At 67.2% G+C, this 19,358-nt stretch carries 17 protein-coding genes; 10 read left to right on the top strand and 7 right to left on the bottom strand.

What is annotated here, in order from left to right:
- Positions 1-6: 6 nt before the first annotated feature.
- Both ACP7AR_RS13880 and aceB read right to left on the bottom strand, forming a co-directional pair.
- A complete protein-coding gene (locus ACP7AR_RS13880; RefSeq protein ID WP_426186903.1) occupies positions 7-1,260 on the bottom strand; it encodes a DUF6986 family protein in 1,254 nt (417 codons plus the stop codon).
- Complete coding sequence (aceB, locus tag ACP7AR_RS13875) at positions 1,257-2,882, bottom strand: malate synthase A (RefSeq protein WP_426186900.1); 1,626 nt, start codon at positions 2,880-2,882, stop codon at positions 1,257-1,259. Before aceB ends, ACP7AR_RS13880 begins: the two co-directional genes overlap by 4 nt.
- Positions 2,883-3,045: 163 nt before the next feature.
- Here aceB and ACP7AR_RS13870 point away from each other — a divergent pair, with 163 nt between their 5' ends.
- Positions 3,046-3,801 (top strand): IclR family transcriptional regulator, encoded by a 756-nt coding sequence (locus ACP7AR_RS13870; protein WP_426186897.1) that lies wholly within the window; start codon positions 3,046-3,048, stop codon positions 3,799-3,801.
- 34 nt (positions 3,802-3,835) lie between these two features.
- Here the strand turns inward: ACP7AR_RS13870 and ACP7AR_RS13865 are convergent, their stop codons facing one another.
- Positions 3,836-5,104, bottom strand: coding sequence for an amidohydrolase (locus ACP7AR_RS13865; RefSeq protein ID WP_426186894.1), 1,269 nt, complete (start codon positions 5,102-5,104; stop codon positions 3,836-3,838).
- A gap of 283 nt (positions 5,105-5,387) precedes the next feature.
- On the opposite strand from ACP7AR_RS13865, the gene ACP7AR_RS13860 reads away from it, so the two are divergent.
- The 4 genes from ACP7AR_RS13860 to ACP7AR_RS13845 are packed head-to-tail and all read left to right on the top strand — an operon-like array spanning position 5,388 to position 10,881.
- Positions 5,388-6,857, top strand: coding sequence for a xanthine dehydrogenase small subunit (locus tag ACP7AR_RS13860; RefSeq protein WP_426186891.1), 1,470 nt, complete (start codon positions 5,388-5,390; stop codon positions 6,855-6,857).
- Complete coding sequence (xdhB, locus tag ACP7AR_RS13855; RefSeq protein ID WP_426186888.1) at positions 6,854-9,241, top strand: xanthine dehydrogenase molybdopterin binding subunit; 2,388 nt, start codon at positions 6,854-6,856, stop codon at positions 9,239-9,241. Before ACP7AR_RS13860 ends, xdhB begins: the two co-directional genes overlap by 4 nt.
- A 12-nt stretch (positions 9,242-9,253) precedes the next feature.
- The gene (gene xdhC, locus ACP7AR_RS13850) at positions 9,254-10,120 is read left to right on the top strand and encodes a xanthine dehydrogenase accessory protein XdhC (RefSeq protein ID WP_426186885.1); all 867 of its coding nucleotides are present in this window, start codon (positions 9,254-9,256) and stop codon (positions 10,118-10,120) included.
- A complete protein-coding gene (locus tag ACP7AR_RS13845; RefSeq protein WP_426186882.1) occupies positions 10,117-10,881 on the top strand; it encodes an SDR family oxidoreductase in 765 nt (254 codons plus the stop codon). Before xdhC ends, ACP7AR_RS13845 begins: the two co-directional genes overlap by 4 nt.
- A 185-nt stretch (positions 10,882-11,066) precedes the next feature.
- On the opposite strand, the gene ACP7AR_RS13840 is transcribed toward ACP7AR_RS13845, so the two are convergent.
- Together ACP7AR_RS13840 and ACP7AR_RS13835 are read right to left on the bottom strand one after the other, a co-directional pair.
- Positions 11,067-12,575, bottom strand: a complete 1,509-nt coding sequence (locus tag ACP7AR_RS13840; protein ID WP_426186879.1) for an NCS2 family permease — start codon at positions 12,573-12,575, stop codon at positions 11,067-11,069.
- Between the two features lie 38 nt (positions 12,576-12,613).
- Positions 12,614-13,144 carry a nucleoside deaminase gene (locus tag ACP7AR_RS13835; protein ID WP_426186876.1) on the bottom strand — a complete coding sequence of 177 codons (531 nt, stop codon included), beginning with the start codon at positions 13,142-13,144 and terminating at the stop codon, positions 12,614-12,616.
- Between the two features lie 233 nt (positions 13,145-13,377).
- On the opposite strand from ACP7AR_RS13835, the gene ACP7AR_RS13830 reads away from it, so the two are divergent.
- Genes ACP7AR_RS13830 through moaA form a run of 5 tightly spaced genes read left to right on the top strand, consistent with a single transcriptional unit; the run spans position 13,378 to position 17,642 of the window.
- Entirely contained in the window at positions 13,378-13,782 is a 405-nt protein-coding gene (locus tag ACP7AR_RS13830) for a TOBE domain-containing protein (protein ID WP_426186873.1), read from the top strand.
- A complete protein-coding gene (modA, locus tag ACP7AR_RS13825) occupies positions 13,779-14,576 on the top strand; it encodes a molybdate ABC transporter substrate-binding protein (protein WP_426186870.1) in 798 nt (265 codons plus the stop codon). The genes ACP7AR_RS13830 and modA overlap by 4 nt, the downstream gene beginning before the upstream one ends.
- Positions 14,573-15,412, top strand: a complete 840-nt coding sequence (locus ACP7AR_RS13820; RefSeq protein WP_426186867.1) for an ABC transporter permease — start codon at positions 14,573-14,575, stop codon at positions 15,410-15,412. The genes modA and ACP7AR_RS13820 overlap by 4 nt, the downstream gene beginning before the upstream one ends.
- Positions 15,409-16,512, top strand: coding sequence for a sulfate/molybdate ABC transporter ATP-binding protein (locus ACP7AR_RS13815; protein ID WP_426186864.1), 1,104 nt, complete (start codon positions 15,409-15,411; stop codon positions 16,510-16,512). The genes ACP7AR_RS13820 and ACP7AR_RS13815 overlap by 4 nt, the downstream gene beginning before the upstream one ends.
- 35 nt (positions 16,513-16,547) lie before the next feature.
- The gene (moaA, locus tag ACP7AR_RS13810; RefSeq protein WP_426186861.1) at positions 16,548-17,642 is read left to right on the top strand and encodes a GTP 3',8-cyclase MoaA; all 1,095 of its coding nucleotides are present in this window, start codon (positions 16,548-16,550) and stop codon (positions 17,640-17,642) included.
- Between the two features lie 36 nt (positions 17,643-17,678).
- Here moaA and ACP7AR_RS13805 read toward each other — a convergent pair whose 3' ends face one another.
- A complete protein-coding gene (locus ACP7AR_RS13805; RefSeq protein WP_426186858.1) occupies positions 17,679-18,092 on the bottom strand; it encodes a molybdenum cofactor biosynthesis protein MoaE in 414 nt (137 codons plus the stop codon).
- Positions 18,089-19,297, bottom strand: a complete 1,209-nt coding sequence (locus tag ACP7AR_RS13800) for a ThiF family adenylyltransferase (RefSeq protein ID WP_426186855.1) — start codon at positions 19,295-19,297, stop codon at positions 18,089-18,091. The genes ACP7AR_RS13805 and ACP7AR_RS13800 overlap by 4 nt, the downstream gene beginning before the upstream one ends.
- Between the last annotated feature and the right edge of the window lie 61 nt (positions 19,298-19,358).

Below are 19,358 nucleotides of genomic sequence, written 5' to 3'. Positions count from 1 at the left end.
TCTGCGTCAGGCGCTGGCGGGCCTCGGGTGGGCGAGCGCGGCGAGCGTGTCGACGCTGATGCCGATGTCTGTGAGCACCTCGGCCGCGTCGATCGCCCCGCACTGCACCCCGCGAAGCACGAACCAGGCGAGCGCTCGTGCCGTCGCCGGCTCATCCATGACTGCACCCTCCTTCTGCGCGAGGTACGCCCGCAGTCGCGATGCCGCCGTGGGGTGACCGTCCCGGTAGAAGGCGTAGGTCGCCAGATACCGCGTGGCCAGCTGATTCGGGTGCAGGTCCCAGCCCTGATAGAAGCCGCGCTCGAGTGAACGCCGCACAAGTCGCGCGTGCAGTGACCACGCCTCGCCCGCGCGCTCGCCCACCGGCAGAATGTTGGTGGAGCCGTCCGAGAGACGGATGCCCGTGCCGGCGACAGCGAGCTGCATGACCTGCTTCGCGAGATCGGCGGCCGGATGCTCCATCGACTGATATCCGGCCGCGATGCCCAGCGAGGCACTGTAGTCGTAAGTGCCGTAGTGCAGCCCCGAGATGCGCCCCGGCGCCACCACAGGCAGCTGCGCCAGCGGCGAGCGGCCGTCGGCGCCGAGTACGAGCTGCGGCGTCTCGACCTGCACTTCGAAGCGGATGCGGCCGGCATCAAGTCCATGTGCGCGCTCGAGCGCCTCCACCGCGATGACCATCGCCTCGACCTGCGCAGTCGTCGTCACTTTCGGCAGCGTCAGCACCAGGCCGTCCGGCAGAGCGCCGCCGTCGAGCAGTCCGCCGATGAACAGATCGAGGGTACGGAGGCCGCGGGCACGCGTCGGCTTCTCGAAGCATTTGAAGCGGATGCCGATGAGGGGCGGAGCAGACCCGGATGCCACGGCCTCCGACACCTTCGAAGCCGCATCCGTGACATCAGTGTCTTCGACGTCGCCGCGATCGCCGTAGCCGTCTTCGAAGTCCAGTCGAAGATCCTCTATGGGCTCGGTGGCGAGCTTGTGCGCCACACGTTCTGCCACCGCTCCGCTGAGCGCTGGCTCGATTCCCACCTGCTCTGCGAGGCTCTCCATCCCGCCGCCGGCCTCCACCGCGGCGAGCGCCTGCGCTCCCCACCGCGAGGCCAGATCCGGCGTGAACCGATCGGCCGGGACGTAGACGGTGTGAACAGGCTGACGTGAACCACTGTCGCCCGGGTAGACCGTGTCGAGAAGCTCGTCGGTCTCGGCGAGGTGCCGATCGATGTTCGTCAGATCTGCGTCGCTGAGGCCGGTGCTCATGCGTCCACCTTCGAAGAACCGGCGGCAGTGAGCAACTCATATGCGGGAAGAGTCAGGAAGTCGACGTACTCGTCGTCGAGGCAGATCTGCGAGATCAGCCGCGCTGCAGGCTGGTAGAACTGCTCGAAATCCTCGTCGCTGACACCGGTGGCCAGCCTCGCCAACTCGTCGGAGAGCAGCCGTTGCACGAGATCGGCAGTGACCTGTTCGTCGGTGTCGGCGAGCCTCGTGCCATTGCGCAGCTGCTGCCAGATCTGCGAGCGCGAGATCTCGGCGGTCGCGGCATCCTCCATCAGATTGTTGATCGCGACGGCGCCGTTTCCGGACAGCCACACGGCGGTGTAGGTGACGGCCACGGCGAGGTTCGTGCGCAGGCCGGTCTCGGTCGCGCTTCCGGATGCTGACGCCACATCCAGCAGTCGGTCTGCCGTGACCGACACCTCCGGGCGCTGACGATCGAGCTGATTCGGGCGCTCGCCGAGCACGGCGTCGAAGACCTCACGGCAGATCGGGACGAGGTCGGGATGAGCGACCCATGATCCGTCGAAGCCGTCGCCGGCCTCACGCGTCTTGTCGGCGCGCACCTTGTCGAACGCGGCCTTGGTCGCCTCGACATCGTTGCGGTTGGGCACGAACGCGGCCATGCCGCCCATCGCCACGGCTCCGCGCCGGTGGCAGGTCTTCACGAGCAGCTCCGTGTAGGCACGCATGAACGGGGCGGTCATGGCGACGTCTGCACGGTCTGGGAGCGTGAATGCCTCCCCCTGGTCGCGGAACACCTTGATGAGACTGAACAGGTAGTCCCAACGACCGGCGTTGAGGCCCGAGGCGTGATCGCGAAGCTCGTAGAGGATCTCGTCCATCTCGAAGGCGGCAGGGATCGTCTCGATCAGCACCGTGGCGCGGATCGTCCCCTGAGGGATGCCGAGAGCATCCTGAGCGTGCACGAACACATCGTTCCACAGTCGCGCTTCGCGGTGGCTCTCGAGTTTCGGCAGGTAGTAGTACGGGCCGTGCCCGTTGGCGATGAGCTGGCGGGCCGTGTGGAAGAAGTGCAGGCCGAAGTCGACGAGCGACGCACTCGCGCGTGCCCCGTCGATCAGCACGTGGCTCTCGGGGAGGTGCCACCCCCTGGGTCGCGCGACGACGGTGGGTCGGTGCACGTCGGTGCGCAGGGCATACGGCTTGCCTGCGGGCGATGTGTACGCGAGCGTGCCACGAGCGCCGTCGCGAAGGTTCCTGATCCCCTCGACCACGTTCTCCCACGTCGGGCTCGAGGCATCCTCGAGGTCGGCGAGCCAGACGCGCGCCTCCGAGTTCAGGGCGTTGATCGCCATCTTCGCGGGGGCGGCGGGTCCGGTGATCTCGACCCGACGGTCGTGGAGGGCTGGGGGTGCCGGCGCGACCTGCCAGTCCGCCTCGCGGATTTCGGCGGTCTCCGCAAGGAAATCCAGCCGTCCGGTGCGGGCCACCTGCTCACGGCGCAGTTGGCGTGCAAGGAGCAGTTCACGCCTCCTGGTGTTGAACTCACGATGCAAGTCTTCGATGAAACCAAGTGCCTCTGCGGTGAGGATGTCGCCCGCCGCGGCGATGCGGGGCTCACGTGTGATCTGAATGGTCATGTGACCCCTTCTGTCATGTGGATAATAACCTCCACAATACGGAATTCTCAAGACTCACCCGGATTCGTCGATGAGATAGCCTGATCGGGAAGTCCTTTCCACCATGTGGATAAGTGCTCTGGTCCACTGAGTGGACACGAGAGCGAAGTCGAGAGGTTGAGCAATGCCCGCAGCAGCGTCAGACGGAGTGAAGTCCGTCACCCGAGTCTTCGACCTGCTCGAACTCATCGCCGATGCCGGCGGAGATGTCACCCTCAGCGAGTTGTCCGCGTCCGCCGAACTGCCGCTGCCCACCATCCATCGACTGTTGCGCACGCTCGTCTCCCTCGGGTACGCCCGCCAGCTCGCGAACAGGCGCTACGCGCTCGGCCCGCGGCTGGTGCGCCTCGGCGAGGCCGCGAACCGCAAGTTCGGCAGGATCGCGATGCCGCAGCTCAAGGACCTCGTCGAACGACTCGGTGAGACGTCGAATCTCGCCACGATCGACGGCGACCGCGTGATCTACGTGTCGCAGGCGCCGTCTCCGCACGCGATGCGCATGTTCACCGAGGTGGGTCGCCGCTCCTATCTGCACTCCACCGGCGTCGGCAAGGCGATCCTCGCGCAGCTGAGCGACGACGGCGTCCGCGACATCATCTCCCGCACCGGGATGCCGCGCGACACGGAACGCTCGCTCGGGACGATCGATGCACTGCTGGCCGATCTCGCGGTGACCCGCGAGCGCGGCTACGCGATCGACGACGGCGAACAGGAGATCGGCGTGCGCTGCTACGCGATGGCAGTGCCGAACATGCCGACCCTCACTGCGGTCTCCGTCTCCGGACCGATCGCCCGTGTCGACGAGGGATTCGCCGAGCGCGCCATCCCTGTGCTGCGCGAGGTCGTCGCCGAGATCTCCGCGCTCTCCAGCGCCACCTGACACAGCGTCGCGTCAGCGTCAACGAGAGACCTGCCTATTCGCTGCCGTCGGCGCCTGTCTTTTCCTGCGCCGCCGGGAGCCACCTTCGCGCTGCGACCACGAGCGCGGTCACCCCGAGGGTGAGTGTCGGCTCGATTGCGGGCGCATAGTGCGGCGAATGATTGCTGGGGATCGTGCGCATCGCCGGATCGTCCATGGTGCCCGTCGTGAACAACGAGGGATCCGCCCCGCCGAGCAGCCAGAACGACAGTGGCGCACCCGAGCTGGAGGCCAAGACCCCGACGTCTTCGCTCCCGGCTCCGGCACCCGGGTCGATGATGTTGTCGGAGCCGAGCCAATCGCGGAATGCGTCGAGTGTCTTCCCGAGAGCGGCCGCATCATTCATCACCACGGGGAAGCGCTCGATCTGCGTGATCGTCGGGACTTCGTGCGATCCTGCCGTCTCCGCTTCGCCACGAGCGATCCGCGCGACCGAATCAAGGATGTGCTGACGAACGGCGGGATCGTAGCTGCGGATGTTCAGCTGCAGTTCCGCGCTGTTGGGGATCACGTTGGCCGCATCTCCGGAGTGGAAAGAACCCACGGTGAGCACGGCGAGATCTGTGCTGGCCAGCTCCCGCGAGATGATGGTCTGCAGCCGCAGAACGGTCGCCGAGGCCATGACGATCGGGTCGACGGAATTCTGAGGCATGGAGCCATGAGCTCCCTTACCGACCAACTGGACCCGTAGTGAATCAGAACCCGCGTAGGCAGCGCCCGCGTGGGCGGCGATCTTCCCTGCCGGAAGCGGGGCGACGTGCTGTCCGAGGATGACATCGGGGGTGGGGAATCGCGTGAACAGTCCGTCGTCGACCATCGCCTGTGCACCGGCACCGAGCTCCTCTGCCGGTTGGAACACGAGCATCAGCGTCCCGGACCAGCTGGAGCGGTCTCCGGCGAGTGCACTCGCAGCCCCGATCAGGCACGTGGTGTGCATATCGTGACCGCACATGTGGCCGACGCCGACGGTCTTGCCGCTCTCATCCGTCGCAGTCGCAGTGCTCGCATAAGGGAGGCCCGTGTCCTCCGTGACGGGCAGTGCGTCCATGTCTGCGCGCAGAAGAGCCGTTGACCCGTCTCCGTTGCGGAGTATCGCGACCACCCCGGTCTTTCCGACCCCCGTCGTGACCTCGAAGCCGAGCGCCGTCAATCTCTCGGCGACAGCCGAGGAGGTCCGCTTCTCCTGGAAGCCCAACTCCGGGTGCTCGTGAAGGTCCTCGTAGAACGCGACCAGGTTGGAATCGACCACAACTTCGACGTTCACGACATCTCCTCTATGGGGTGGTGAACAGTCAAGCATTGTCCGAATCAACGCGACAGCCCCTCTGCCTTGCAGCCGGGCCTTCTCCAGGACACGCTCGGACCGCACTTGACCGCGCCCACCGCTCGACGTACTCTTTCCATGGAACAGAATAGTGTTTCCGAATACTGGAAACAGGACAATCTGTTTGGCCCCCACCCGGCATCGTCGGGCGCTTAGACTCGCATCATCGGATCCGGATCGGCGCCCGCTCCCGCAGCACCGCCGGATCTGAGGAGATCTACCTATGGATGACATCGCCGTCAACGTCAACGGGAACAGGCGCCCCCTCGCAGGAGCTCCTGCACACACCACCGCCCTGGATTGGCTGCGCGGTGCCGGCCTCTCCGGCGCGAAAGAAGGCTGCGCCGAAGGAGAGTGCGGCGCCTGTGCCGTCATGCTCGCCACCCCGACGCCCGAAGGCAGCACGGCATGGACGCCGGTGAACTCCTGCCTCGTGCCGGTCTATGCGCTCAACGGCCAGGAGATCGTCACGTCTGAAGGGCTCGGCCGCCCCGATGCGCTGCATCCGGTGCAGGAGAAGCTCGCCGAAGCCGGCGGCTCGCAGTGCGGCTACTGCACCCCCGGATTCGTCTGCAGCATGGCCGGCGAGTACTACCGCGATGGTCGCGAAGCGGTGACCGAGACCGCAGCCGCTGAGGAATGCCCTGTGCACGACGCGGAGCACGGCCCGAACGGGTTCGACCTGCACGCGCTCAGCGGGAATCTCTGCCGATGCACGGGCTATCGCCCGATCCGCGACGCCGCATACGCGCTGGGTTCACCGGAGAGCGATGACCCTCTGCAGCAGCGCCTCGCCGACCCGGCACCTGCCCCCGTCGCCACGGCCGCAACGGTCGACGGCTCGCGCTTCGTCCGCCCCGCATCCTTGGATGAGACCCTTCGCCTGCTGCGCGACGAACCGGATGCTCTCCTCGTCGCAGGGTCAACGGACTGGGGCGTCGAGGTGAACATCCGCGGCTCACACGCGCCGCTGGTCGTCGCGATCGAGCATCATGAGGAACTGCGCGCGCTCGTCGTCACCGACGACGAGATCGAGATCGGCGCCGCGTTGCCGCTGTCAGAGATCGAGTCACGCCTGGGCGGCACAGTGCCGCTGCTCGCACAGCTGTTCCCTCAGTTCGCCTCCCGTCTGATCCGCAACCGCGGGACCATCGGCGGCAACCTCGGCACGGGCTCGCCGATCGGCGACACTCCCCCCGCGCTGCTGGCCCTCGGCGCCCGCGTGGTGCTGGCATCCGCAGACGGCGAGCGCGAGGTCGATCTTGCCGAGTACTTCACGGCCTACCGCCAGTCCGTCAGGCGGGCGGACGAGCTGATCCGTGCCGTGCGCATCCCCCGGCCACTCGCGGAGGTGACCTCGTTCCAGAAGATCGCGAAGCGGCGTTTCGACGACATCTCCAGCGTCGCCGTCGCGTTCGCCCTCGACATCGAAGGCGGCTCCGTCACGGCGGCGAAAATCGGACTCGGCGGCGTCGCTGCCACTCCGTTGCGCGCTCGCGCGACAGAGGAGGCCCTCATCGGGCAGCCGTGGAATGTCGCCACTGTCCGCGCAGCATCCGAAGTCCTCGGCAGTGAGGGCACGCCGATGTCCGATCACCGAGCGAGTTCGGAGTACCGCGCGCTCATGCTCAACACCGCGCTGCTCAAGCTCTACAGCACGACCGTCCTCGAGTCGAAGGAGGTGTCGGCATGAGTGCTCTCGCCGACCGTCCGGCGAACCCCGTCGTCGGCATCCGCGCCCCGCATGAGAGCGCGGCCCTGCATGTGACGGGCGCCGCCATGTATACCGACGACCTCGCCGCGCACACCGCCGGCGTGCTCACGGCGTGGCCGGTGCAGTCCACGAACGCGCACGCCAAGGTCACCATCGACGTCTCCGGTGCGTACGAGGTACCGGGCGTCGTCCGTGTGCTCACCGCTGACGACGTCCCCGGCGTCAATGATGCGGGCATCAAGCACGACGAACCCCTGTTCCCCGACGAGGCGATGTTCTACGGCCACGCCCTTGTGTGGGTGCTCGGCGAGACGCAGGAGGCTGCCCGTCTCGGTGCCGCGGCCGTCAAGGTCGAGTACGAGTCCCTTCCGTCTCTGATCACGATTCAGGATGCCGTCGACGCCGACTCGTTCCAGGGCATCGCTCGCACGGTGCAGCGCGGCGATGCGGCATCCGCCCTCGCATCCTCCGCGCACGTCTTCGAAGGAGTGAGCGAGTTCGGCGGCCAGGAGCACTTCTACCTCGAGACGCAGGCGTCGTTCGTGACGATCGACTCGGAGGGCCAGTACTTCGTGCAGTGCTCGACGCAGCATCCGTCCGAGACGCAGGAGATCGTCGCGCACGTACTCGATCTGCCATCGAATCAGGTCACCGTGCAGTCGCTGCGCATGGGCGGTGGCTTCGGCGGCAAGGAGATGCAGTCGCACGGGTTCGCGGCGATCGCCGCTCTCGGCGCGAAGCTCACCGGCAGGCCCGTACGGTTGCGCCTGAACCGCACGCAGGACATCACGATGACCGGCAAACGGCATCCGTTCCACATCTCATGGAAAGTCGGCTTCGACAGCGACGGTCTTCTGCAGGGACTGGATGCCGTGCTCACCTGTGACGGCGGCTGGAGCCTCGACCTCTCCGAGCCCGTGCTCGGCCGGGCGCTGTGCCACATCGACAACGGGTACTGGATCCCCAACGTGCACGCCCTCGGGCGGATCGTGAAGACGAACAAGACGTCGAACACGGCGTTCCGCGGATTCGGTGGGCCCCAGGGCGTGTTCCTCATCGAGGACATCCTCGGTCGGGTCGCTCCCGCGCTCGGCATCGACGCACTCACGCTGCGCGAGAAGAACTTCTACCGCACTGGTCAGAGGACCCCGTACGGCCAGCTCGTGAGGGATGCTGATCGCCTCGGCACCATCTGGAATCAGCTGCGCGATGAGGCCGACATCGACGGACGCCGCGACGAGATCTTGAAGTTCAATGCCGACAGCGCCCACGCCAAGCGCGCCCTCACGATGACGCCGATCAAGTTCGGCATCTCGTTCAACTTCGCCGCCTTCAACCAGGCCGGAGCGCTCGTGCACGTCTACAAGGACGGCTCGGTGCTGATCAATCACGGCGGCACCGAGATGGGCCAGGGCTTGCACACCAAGATGCTGCAGGTCGCTGCGACCGCGCTGGGCCTCGAGATGCACCAGGTGCGCCTGGCTCCGACCCGCACCGACAAGGTTCCCAATACCTCGGCCACTGCAGCGTCCTCCGGCGCCGACCTCAACGGTGGCGCGGTGAAGAACGCGTGCGAGCAGATCAGGGAGCGGATGGCCGCGGTCGCCGGGCGCATACTGAACGTCGACGAGCGCGATGTGCGCTTCGAGGCCGGCTACGTGACAGGACTCGGCAACCTCGAGCAGCGGCTCACGTTCGCCGAGGTCGCCGAGGCCGCCTACCTCCAGCGCGTGCAGCTGTTCGCCGCCGGGTACTACCGCACCGAAGGGCTGCACTGGAACCCCGAGATCATGCAGGGCTCGCCGTTCAAGTACTTCGCCTACGGGTGTGCGGCGACCGAGGTCGAGGTGGACGAGTTCACCGGTGCGTACACGGTGCGCCGCGTCGACATCGTGCACGACGTGGGCGACTCGCTCTCGCCGATGCTCGACATCGGCCAGGTCGAGGGCGCGTATGTGCAGGGCGTCGGCTGGCTGACGCTCGAGGAACTGCGCTGGGACACCAGCGACGGACCGCACCGCGGGCGCCTGCAGACGCAGTCGGCGTCGACGTACAAGCTGCCCAGCTTCTCTGAGATGCCCTCGGAGTTCAACGTTCGGCTGTTCGAGGATGCGCGCGAGGACGGTGCGGTCTACGGATCCAAGGCAGTCGGTGAGCCGCCGTTCATGCTCGCGTTCAGCGCGCGCGAGGCGATCCGCGAGGCCGTCGGCGCGTTCGGACCCGAGGGCCACATGGTACAGCTCGGGTCGCCCGCGACCCCGGAGGCCGTGTTCTGGGCGGTGCGCGCGGTGCAGCAGGCCGCCACCGACGCGCACGCCACGCCGAATCGCGCGGGAGCCCACGAGCTCGCCGCCGTCCGCTGATCGGGGCACGCGGTGGACTGGCTCGACGCTCTGCAGAATCTGCGCACCCGGCGCGTCCCTGCCGTCGTCGTGACCATGGCCCTCGTGCGCGGTCATGCGCCCCGCAACGGCGGCGCGAAGATGGTGGTCTCCGCTGACGACGTGTTCGGCACGATCGGTGGCGGCAATCTCGAGGCGACCGCGATCGATCGCGCCCGCGCGATGCTCGCGTCCGGTTCGGCTGAGCCCGAGCTGCTCACGCTCACGCTGAGCGACAAGGCGACGACGGAGTACGGCGTGCAATGCTGCGGAGGAGAGGTCACCATGATGCTCGAGCCGATGCGGGTCGTCCCCGTCGTCGCGATCTTCGGTGTGGGCCATGTCGGGTTGGAGCTCGCGCGCATCCTCTCGCGGCACGAGGTCGATCTGCACCTGATCGACTCGCGACCCGAGATGCTCGCACCCGAGCGCGTCGGTGCACCTGGCCACGATGGCGTCTTCGCGGATGCCGTCGCCAGAATCCACATCACCCACTCACCGGTCCCAGAGGCCGCGCTCATGACGTTGCCGGCCGACGCCCACGTGCTGGTGATGACGCACGACCACGTCGAGGACCTCGCCGTCGTCGACCAATCGCTTCGTGCCGACGGCATCCGCTCGATCGGCCTGATCGGCTCGTCGTCGAAGTGGGCGCGTTTCCGCAAGAAGCTCACCGAGCTCGGGCACAGCGACGCGGATCTCGCCCGCGTCACCACGCCGATCGGCGTGCCGGAGGTGACCGGCAAGCATCCGGCGGTCATCGCCGTCAGCGTCGCCGCTCGGATCCTGCAGCTCATCGATGAGGCTGCGCCGGTCGCAGTTCAGGACGATCCGGATGCCGTGAACGAGGCCGCCTCATGAACGACTCCCCCGGCGCCTCTGCGATCGTCACCGGCGCCGGCAGCGGTATCGGTCGCGCCATCGCCCGCGCCCTGCTCGCTGCCGGTTTCGGCGTGACCCATGCCGGGCGGCGCAGCGCGCCGTTGCGGGAAACGACCGTGATCGACGGCGTCCCGCACACCGCCGCCCTCGTCGTCGAGACAGACATCACCGACCGCGCGCAGGTGGAGCGGCTCTTCACCCGTCACGTGGAGCGCTTCGGTCGCCTGGACGTGCTGGTGAACAATGCCGGCGTCTTCGGTCCGAACTCCGACGTCGGCGACCTCGCCCCCGCCGAGTGGGAGTCGACGCTCGCCGTGAACCTCACCGGTGCGGTGCTCTGCGCCGGTGCAGCCTTCCGTCAGATGAGCGCTCAGTCCCCGATGGGCGGACGCATCATCAACAACGGGTCGATCTCCGCGCAGACCCCGCGCCCCCGCTCTGTGGCATACACGACCACCAAGCACGCGATCGCGGGTCTGACGAAATCCATCGAGCTCGACGGGCGTCCGCATCGGATCACCGCGACCCAGCTCGACATCGGCAACGCCCGCACCGAGCTGATCGACCGGCTCGTCACAGACGGCGCGCTGCAGGCAGACGGTTCACGTCGACCGGAGCCGACGATGGATGCCGCACACGTCGCCGACCTCGTGGTTCAGCTCGCCCGCACGCCGCTCGAAGTCAGCGTCCCGCAGCTCACCGTCACTGCGGCGGGCATGCCGTTCATCGGCCGCGGCTGAAGCGTTCATCGCGCCGCCGGCTGCTCCGGCATCCGCCTCTGCCTGCTGACCCGGCACCCCGCCCAGGCTGCCCCGGAACGCCCCTCGTCCGACCGTCTTCGCGGGACGGGAGAAGACTTTCGGGGGTTCCGGCGCCATCGGAGCCCCGAAACTCTTCTTCCCAGCGTGAGAATCGCCCACGCGTCTCAGCCGCCGAGAAGCGTCTCGATCGGCCCGCGTACGAAGTAGAGCGTGAACCCGGCTGCCACGATCCACATCAGCCAGTGCACCTTCCTGGCGCGTCCGGAGAGCGCGTTCACGAGAGTCCATGAGATGAAGCCGACGCCGATCCCGTTGGCGATCGAGTAGGTCAGCGGCATGGTCACGATCGTCAAGAACACCGGCAGCGCGACGGCGAACTTCGTGAACTTGATCTCCTTGACCTGGGCCATCATCATCGCGCCGACGACGACCAACGCCGCCGAGCCGACCTCGATCGGCACCACGAGGGTGAGCGGGGTGAAGAACATCGACAGCAGGAAGAGCACTCCCACGACGACGGACGAGAGACCGGTTCGCGCCCCCTCGCCGATGCCGGACGCGCTGTCGACGAACACCGTGTTCGACGATGTCGACGTCGCACCACCGGCCACAGCACCCAGACCCTCGACGACGAAGGCGGAGCGCAGACGAGGGAAGGTGCCGTCTTTGTAGGCCAGGCCCGAGTTCTTGGCCAGGCCGGTCATGGTGCCCATGGCGTCGAAGAAGTTCGAGAAAACGAGGGTGAAGACCAGCATCGTCGCAGCGAGGGCGCCGATGCGCCCGAACGAGCCGAACAGGTCGAACTGCCCGACCAGACCGAAGTCGGGGATCGTCACGAACGACGTCGGCAGCTCGGGGATGGTCATGTGCCATCCGCCCGGAGCTTCTGCGCTCGTGCCGAGCTTGAGGAACGACTGCGCCACGATCGCGATGATCGTCGACGCCACGATCCCGATCAGGATGCCGCCGGGCACCTTGCGGGCGACGAGCACGCCGATGAGGATCAGCCCGATCAGGAAGATGAACGTCGGTACCGAGGTGATCGAGCCGCCGTCGCCGAGCTGCACGGGAGGACCGCCGGGAGTGCGGTTCACGAAGCCCGAGTCGACGAAGCCGATGAACGCGATGAACAGTCCGATTCCGACCGTGATCGCCGCCTTGAGCGCGTGGGGAACGGCGTTGAAGATCGCGGTGCGGATGCCGGTGGCCCCGAACAGCACGATGAGGATGCCGTTGATCACGACGAGCCCCATGGCCTCGGGCCACGTGACCTGACCGACGACGGCGACCGCGAGGAACGAGTTGATGCCGAGCCCCGCGGCGAGCGCGAACGGAAGACGGGCGATGACGCCGAACAGGATCGTCATGACGCCGGCGGTGAGTCCGGTCGCTGCGCCGATCTGTGCGCTCTGCAGCGCGTTGCCCGCGACATCATCCACACCGCCGAGGATGAGCGGATTGAGGATGACGATGTACGCCATCGTCACGAATGTGACGACGCCGCCGCGGATCTCACGAGCGACCGTCGAACCGCGTTGAGTGATCTCGAAGAATCGATCGAGCGCGTTCTTTGGCTTCGCGTCGACGGTGGTCGTCGCGCCGGTGGCGAGCGGCGGATGTTCCGGGGGAAGCGACTCCGCTTCGTCGTCGCGTGTGGAAGTTGTTGAAGACATCGTTGGCTCCAGTCGGTGGATCGGGTCGGCAGACGGTGTCAGTATTCGGTACGAGTGGCCGTCTGGGTCCATTCGGTGAAGGCAGCGACACGCTGTGCCGGCGGAAGAGGCTCCTGTGCGACCGGCATGATCGCTCTGTCTTCCGCTCCTCCCTCGAAGTAGCGGTAGAAGACGGCGTCGTCGAAGCCTGCGTCGGCTGCGTCGTTGCGGTCGGCTGCGAAGTAGACCTTCTCGACCCGTGCCCACAGCGAGGTGGCGAGACACATCGGGCACGGCTCGCAGCTCGTGTAGAGCACGGCGCCGCTCAGGTCGAAGGTGCCCAGAGCCTGACAGGCGTTGCGGATGGCGGTGACTTCGGCGTGCGCCGAAGGGTCGAGGTTCGCGGTGACGCGGTTGACACCTTCGAACACACGCCCGTCGGACGAGACGATGATGGCGCCGAACGGCCCGCCCTCATTGCGGACGTTCTCTGTCGCGAGGTCCACGGCGCGGGCCAGGTACTCGGCCGGAGTGGGGACGCTGCCTGCCGATGACGGAGCAGTGGACGAGTTGATACCGATCGTGTCCATGTGGGAGAGCTTCCTTGCGTTGGACGCTGATGCGACGAGGGTGCGACGGGTGTGATGCGCGGTCCTCGTCGATCCGCTGGCTTCTGGTTTCCTGCGTGCCCGTCTTTGCGGGCACGCAGGGCGTTATGACACTAACAGCGAAACGGGCGATCGTCCATCTTTTTCGGAATCTCTTTTCCACCATACGAGATTGAGAATTGCGCCTCCGCAGATGCGGGAGTAACCTCGTGAATATGACTCATTTTCGGATCAGCGAAGCCGCCACACTCTTGGGTGTCAGTGACGACACTGTCCGCAGATGGGGCGCCGACGGTATCCTCTCGGTCTCTCTCGATGATTCGGGCCGACAGGTCGTCGATGGCCCACAGCTCGCCGCACATGCCAAGGTGCTGGCGTCTGAGGTCGCCGACGTCGGCGACGTCAAGCGCAGCGCACGCAACCGATTCACGGGACTGGTGACGAAGGTCGAGATCGACGGGCTGATGGCCCAGGTCGAACTGCAGTGCGGCCCCAACCGTGTCGTGTCACTGATGTCATCCGAGGCGGCACGAGAGCTGAAGCTCGACGTCGGCTCCAAGGCCGTCGCGGTCGTCAAGGCCACCATGGTCATTCTCGAAACGGACGGGGACGCACGATGACGGTCGGCCTCGTGCACCGACGCCCGGCCGCGGTCGCGGCACTCGTCGGTGTTCTCGTCCTCGTGGGGTGCGCAGGCGCGCCCGATGGCGGAGACGAGAGCCGGACTGGAGACGGCCCGAGCGGCGAGCTCACGATCTTCGCCGCCGCTTCGCTGTCCGGAGCATTCGAGGAACTCTCGGCGCAGTTCGAAGCGCAGCATCCCGACGTCGACATCCTCCCGATCAGCTACGACGGCTCGTCGGTCCTGGCGACCCAGCTGCTCGAAGGCGCCGCGGCCGACGTGTTCGCCTCAGCGGACGAGAGGAACATGACGAAGGTGGCCGATGCCGGTCTGGCCGCAGGTGCTGAGGCATTCGCGACGAACACCATGCAGATCGCCGTCGCACCGGACAACCCGGAAGACGTCGATTCACTGGCGTCTCTTGTCGACGAAGACCTGATCGTCGTGATGTGCGCAGCCGCGGTGCCGTGCGGTGCAGCAGCGCACGCACTGCTCGACGCCGCCGGCGCCGAGGTGACCGCGGCCAGCGAAGAGCAGAACGTGACGGCGGTGCTGGCGAAGGTGAAGTCCGGCGAGGCCGACGCCGGCCTGGTCTACCGCACCGACATCGCCGCGGCCGGAGGGGCGGTGGAGGCCGTCGACATCGAGGGTGCTGATCAGGCGACTAACGTGTATCCACTTTCGGCGTTGGCCGATGCCGCCAATCCTGAGGCTGCGGAGGCGTTCGTCGACTTCGTGCTCTCGGATGAGGGGCAGTCGGTCCTGAGCGACTTCGGCTTCGGTGCCCCATGAGCGTGACATCGGCGACGACTCCCCTGGTCAGGGTGCCGGGATCGGTTCTGAGGCGCATCCCGCCCTGGCTGGCGGTGCCTGCGGGGCTCGGAGCCCTCGTGCTCGTCCTCCCGTTCATCGCCCTGCTGGCGCGCCTCGACTGGGCAGGAGTACCGGCCGCGATCACGTCTCCGGCCGCGATGCAGGCGCTCACGCTGTCGCTTTCGACGGCGTCGATCGCGACAGTCTTGTGCGTGATCCTCGGGGTGCCGCTGGCACTCGTGATCGCGCGGAGCCCGCAGTGGCTCGCCGCGATACTGCGCACCCTGACGACGCTTCCGCTCGTGCTGCCCCCACTCGTCGGGGGTATCGCGCTCCTCTCCCTGCTCGGACGCAGCGGTGTCCTCGGCGACGCACTCGCCGTCGCGGGGATCCAGATCCCGTTCACGACGGCCGCCGTCGTCATCGCGCAGGTCTTCGTCGCGCTGCCGTTCCTCGTGATCTCCGCCGAGGGCGCTCTGCGCACTGCGGGAACCGGCCACGAGCTCGTGGCGGCGTCTCTCGGTGCGAGCAGATTCACCGTGTTCCGACGGGTGACCCTCCCTCTGGTGGCGCCGGGACTCGTGGCCGGTACCGTGCTGTGCTTCGCCCGTGCGCTGGGCGAGTTCGGCGCGACGGCTCTGTTCGCCGGCAACGCACCCGGTGTCACCCGGACGATGCCGCTCGCGATCTACACGGCATTCAACGGCGCAGGAGTGCAGGAAGACACCGCGATCGCGCTGTCGCTGCTGCTCATCATCGTCGCAGTCGGAGTACTCCTGCTGATGCGGGGCTGGCGTGCGGACGCGGTCCGATGATGCTCGACGTCGACATCCGCGCGCGCGTCGGAAGCTTCACTCTCGAGGCGGCGATCACCGCCGCTCAGGGCGAGGTGCTCGCCGTCCTCGGCCCCAACGGCTCAGGCAAGTCCACCCTGCTCGGCGCGATCGCCGGTCACCTCGATCACGCCGGCCGCCACAGCGAGGTGACGGGCCGGATCACGCTCGGCGAGCGTGTGCTTGATCAGTCAGTGCCACCCGAACGCAGGCGGATCGGGCTGCTCGGCCAGCACACCACGCTGTTCCCGCATCTCAGCGCGTTGGACAACGTGGCGTTCGGCCCACGCGCGCAGCGCGTGAACCGCGACCAGGCGGCCGAGATCGCCCGCAGACACCTCTCGGATGTCGGCCTCAGCGATCTCGCCGACAGACGGCCTGCGCAGTTGTCCGGAGGGCAGCGTCAGCGCGTCGCGCTGGCTCGCGCATTGGCCGCGGCCCCGGATGCATTGCTGCTGGATGAGCCGTTCGCCGCTCTCGACGTGCAGACCTCGGCGCAGGCACGGCGCCTGGTGTCCGAACTGCGCGACCGGATCAGTGTCCCGATGGTGCTGGTGACCCATGATCCGATGGATGCAGTCATGCTCGCGTCGCGGACCGTGGTGCTGCATGAGGGACGCATCGTGCAGCAGGGATCTACACGGGAGGTGCTCGGCCACCCGAACTCGCCGTTCGTCGCGGCCATCGCCGGAGTGAATCTCGTGTCCGGACACGCTGGTCCCGACGGCGCGCTGCAGGCGACCGGCAACGGCGCGTCCACGGTCGGGCCGCTCACCCGCTGGGTCGGTCGTGGAGATCGGCTCGGAGCCGGTCAGACGGGCACAGCGGTGTTCTCTCCCAGTGCCGTTCGGATCCACGCTGCTTCCGAGGCGCCGGGCAGCGACGCTGTGCCCAACACCTGGACCGGCACGGTGGCGCACCTGGAGGCGACCCCTGGTGGAGTGCGCCTGTTCACCGCCGAGCATCCGGAGATCGCCGTCGAGTGCTCTTCCATGACGGCCGTCGAAGCAGGCGTACGCCCGGATGCAGTGCTGGTGTTCTCGATCCTCGAGCACGACGTATCGGTGCGCCGATCGCCCTGAGCGGTGCTACCGTTGCCACACGAAAGGGACGGGCGATGTCGATCATTCCGATTCCCGCACCAGGGCGGGCGACAGGGGCGTCGCGCCTGCCCGCCACGGGTGGCCTGACCGACCGATTCGCACGCCCCATGCGCGACCTGCGGATCTCGGTCACAGACAGGTGCAACTTCCGCTGCGTCTACTGCATGCCGCGAACGGTATTCGGCCGCGACTATGCATTCCTTGATCGTGATGAACTGCTCAGCTTCGAGGAGATCGAGCGGATCGCCCGTGTCGCGGCCGCTCACGGCGTGCGCAAACTGCGTTTGACCGGGGGCGAGCCACTGCTGCGCCGCGGCATCGAGGATCTCATCGCGCGCCTGGCGGCGCTTCGCACGCCGGAGGGCGAGAAGCTCGAGATCGCTCTCACCACGAACGGCTCCGCGCTGACATTGAAGGCACAGTCGCTGAAGGATGCCGGGCTCGGCCGACTCACCGTGTCGATCGACTCGCTGGACGATGACCTCTTCCAGCGGATGAACGACGTGCGCTTCCCCGTCTCCCGCGTGCTGGACGGGCTCGACGCCGCGCACGCGGTCGGGCTCGGCCCGATCAAGTTGAACATGGTCGTCAAGCGCGGACTCAACGACGGCGAGATCGAAGCGATGGCGGCTCATTTCAAGAGCACCCCGTACACGTTGCGATTCATCGAGTACATGGATGTCGGCACGTCGAACGGGTGGTCGCTCGACGAGGTGGTGCCGTCGGCAGAGATCATCGAGCGCATAAGCGCCCAGCATCCGCTCGAGCCGATGGATGCCGTGACCCAGGGCGAGACCGCCCAGCGCTGGCGTTACGCGGATGGATCCGGCGAGATCGGAGTGATCTCGTCGGTGACCAACACCTTCTGCGGCACCTGCAACCGGGCACGCATCTCCACGGAGGGCAAGCTCTTCACCTGCCTCTTCGCGTCAGAGGGGCACGATCTTCGCGCACTGCTGCGCGGTGGTGCTGACGACGAGCAGCTCGCCGCGGCGATGGCGTCGATCTGGGGCGCTCGGGACGATCGGTACTCCGAGATCCGATCGAGCCTCACTCCCGAGCTGCGCGCATCGCGCCAGCGCGTCGAGATGAGTTACATCGGCGGCTGAGGGTCGACGTGCATCGCGCGGCGGGGCTCAGGGAGCTCAGAGCCCCACCCACTCCGAGACGCCGTCCTCATAGTGCTGCCGTTTCCAGATCGGCACACCGCGTTTGATCTCCTCGACCACGAGCTCGCACGCGCGGAATGACTCTGCTCGATGGCCGCCCGATGCCGCGGCATACAGCGCGATGTCACCGATGCGCAGATCTCCGACACGATGGGCGGCTGCGACCAGCAGGCCGGTCTCCACCCGCACGCGCTCGACGATCTCGGCGAGGAACCGCGCGGCATCCGGGTGAGCACGATAATCGAGCGAGCGCACAGACCGTCCGCCGTCATGATCGCGCACCACTCCGCAGAAAGTGACGATCGCGCCGTGCTCATCCGAGCCGACGGCGGCCCGAACGGCCCCCTCATCGATGGGGTCCTCCGAGATCAGTGCGAACGTCGTCGTCATGAGGTCACCATCTCGATCTGCTCGGGGCCCGGGCTCGCAGCATCCTGCACCGCGTCCCCCTCCACAACACTGCCGCCGACGGCGACGAACGCCTGGATGCCGCCGGCCAGATACGTCACGCGGAATCCGCGGTCGGTGAGCGTTCGCGCGGCGCGGCGGGAGCGGGGATCGCGCTCGCAGTACACGACGATCTTCTCGCCCGCCGCACCATCGGCCGGCCCCTCAGGGCTCTCCCCCGCATCCAGCCGGCCCATCGGCAGCAGCCGTCCCCCTGGAATGCGACGCGCGCGCGCCTCGTGGGGTTCACGCACGTCGATCAGCCGCACCGATCTGCGCTCTCTCATCCACTGAAGCAGCTCCGCCGCCGAGGTGGCGTCGACATCAACGGAGGCTGGATCGCTCTGGATCCCGCAGAACTCCTCATAGTCGATGAGCTCGGACACGGGCGCTCGCGCGTCATCCGTCGCGTAGGCGATCTCGCGTGTGCGGGCGGTGAGGGCGTCGTAGAACAGCACCCGACCCATCAGTGGTTCACCTATCCCGGTGACGAGCTTCACGACCTCCGTCGCCATGAGCGATCCGATCGCGGTGCAGAGGCTCGGCAGCACCCCGCCCAACTCGCATGACAGCGTCTCGTCAGCCGGTGGCGGCGAGGGGAACAGGTCGCGGAACGTCGGTCCGTGATCGCGCCACGCCACTCCCACTTGCCCGTGGAAGCGCAGGATGGAGCCCCAGACGAGGGGCGTGCCCGCGAGTTCTGCAGCGTCGTTCGCGAGATAGCGCGTCGGGAAGTTGTCGCTTCCGTCGACGATGAGGTCGTACTGCTCGAGGATCACCGGCAGGTTCTCGGACGTCAGGCGCTCGCGGTGGATGATGAGTTCGCGCTGCGGGTCGATCGCCCGCACAGTGTCGGCGAGCGAGTCGACCTTGGATCGGCCGATGTCTTCGACACCGTGGCTGAGCTGACGGTGAAGGTTCGACAGCTCGACGACATCGTCGTCGGCGACACCGATCGTGCCGACCCCGGAGCCGGCGAGCACGGGGACGATGGTGCTGCCCAGGCCACCGGCTCCGATGACGAGAACACGAGCTGCGGCGAGTCGCCGTTGCGCACTCTCGCCGAAGCCGGGCAACATGAGCTGACGGCTGTAGCGGGTGATTCGCTCGGGCTCCAGCGAGGGGCCCGGCTCGACGAGCGGGATCATGGTGCCATAGTACGCGTCGAACTCCGCAGCACGACAAAGCAATTCCACGATACGAAGTTCG

Origin of the sequence: Microbacterium sp. TWP3-1-2b2 (genome assembly GCF_049896145.1) — a bacterium.
In the GTDB taxonomy this organism is placed as follows: Bacteria; Actinomycetota; Actinomycetes; order Actinomycetales; family Microbacteriaceae; genus Microbacterium.
The sequence above is the reverse complement of the archived record's forward strand: the minus strand, read 5'-3'. Positions and strand labels throughout refer to the sequence as shown.

What these genes read in the sequence shown, in the direction of transcription:
- ACP7AR_RS13880 (WP_426186903.1), bottom strand. Translation starts at nt 1,260, where the DNA reads ATGAGCACCGGCCTCAGCGACGCAGATCTGACGAACATCGATCGGCAC.
- aceB (WP_426186900.1), bottom strand. Translation starts at nt 2,882, where the DNA reads ATGACCATTCAGATCACACGTGAGCCCCGCATCGCCGCGGCGGGCGAC.
- ACP7AR_RS13870 (WP_426186897.1), top strand. Translation starts at nt 3,046, where the DNA reads ATGCCCGCAGCAGCGTCAGACGGAGTGAAGTCCGTCACCCGAGTCTTC.
- ACP7AR_RS13860 (WP_426186891.1), top strand. Translation starts at nt 5,388, where the DNA reads ATGGATGACATCGCCGTCAACGTCAACGGGAACAGGCGCCCCCTCGCA.
- xdhB (WP_426186888.1), top strand. Translation starts at nt 6,854, where the DNA reads ATGAGTGCTCTCGCCGACCGTCCGGCGAACCCCGTCGTCGGCATCCGC.
- ACP7AR_RS13845 (WP_426186882.1), top strand. Translation starts at nt 10,117, where the DNA reads ATGAACGACTCCCCCGGCGCCTCTGCGATCGTCACCGGCGCCGGCAGC.
- ACP7AR_RS13840 (WP_426186879.1), bottom strand. Translation starts at nt 12,575, where the DNA reads ATGTCTTCAACAACTTCCACACGCGACGACGAAGCGGAGTCGCTTCCC.
- ACP7AR_RS13835 (WP_426186876.1), bottom strand. Translation starts at nt 13,144, where the DNA reads ATGGACACGATCGGTATCAACTCGTCCACTGCTCCGTCATCGGCAGGC.
- ACP7AR_RS13830 (WP_426186873.1), top strand. Translation starts at nt 13,378, where the DNA reads ATGACTCATTTTCGGATCAGCGAAGCCGCCACACTCTTGGGTGTCAGT.
- modA (WP_426186870.1), top strand. Translation starts at nt 13,779, where the DNA reads ATGACGGTCGGCCTCGTGCACCGACGCCCGGCCGCGGTCGCGGCACTC.
- ACP7AR_RS13820 (WP_426186867.1), top strand. Translation starts at nt 14,573, where the DNA reads ATGAGCGTGACATCGGCGACGACTCCCCTGGTCAGGGTGCCGGGATCG.
- ACP7AR_RS13815 (WP_426186864.1), top strand. Translation starts at nt 15,409, where the DNA reads ATGATGCTCGACGTCGACATCCGCGCGCGCGTCGGAAGCTTCACTCTC.
- moaA (WP_426186861.1), top strand. Translation starts at nt 16,548, where the DNA reads ATGTCGATCATTCCGATTCCCGCACCAGGGCGGGCGACAGGGGCGTCG.
- ACP7AR_RS13805 (WP_426186858.1), bottom strand. Translation starts at nt 18,092, where the DNA reads ATGACGACGACGTTCGCACTGATCTCGGAGGACCCCATCGATGAGGGG.
- ACP7AR_RS13800 (WP_426186855.1), bottom strand. Translation starts at nt 19,297, where the DNA reads ATGATCCCGCTCGTCGAGCCGGGCCCCTCGCTGGAGCCCGAGCGAATC.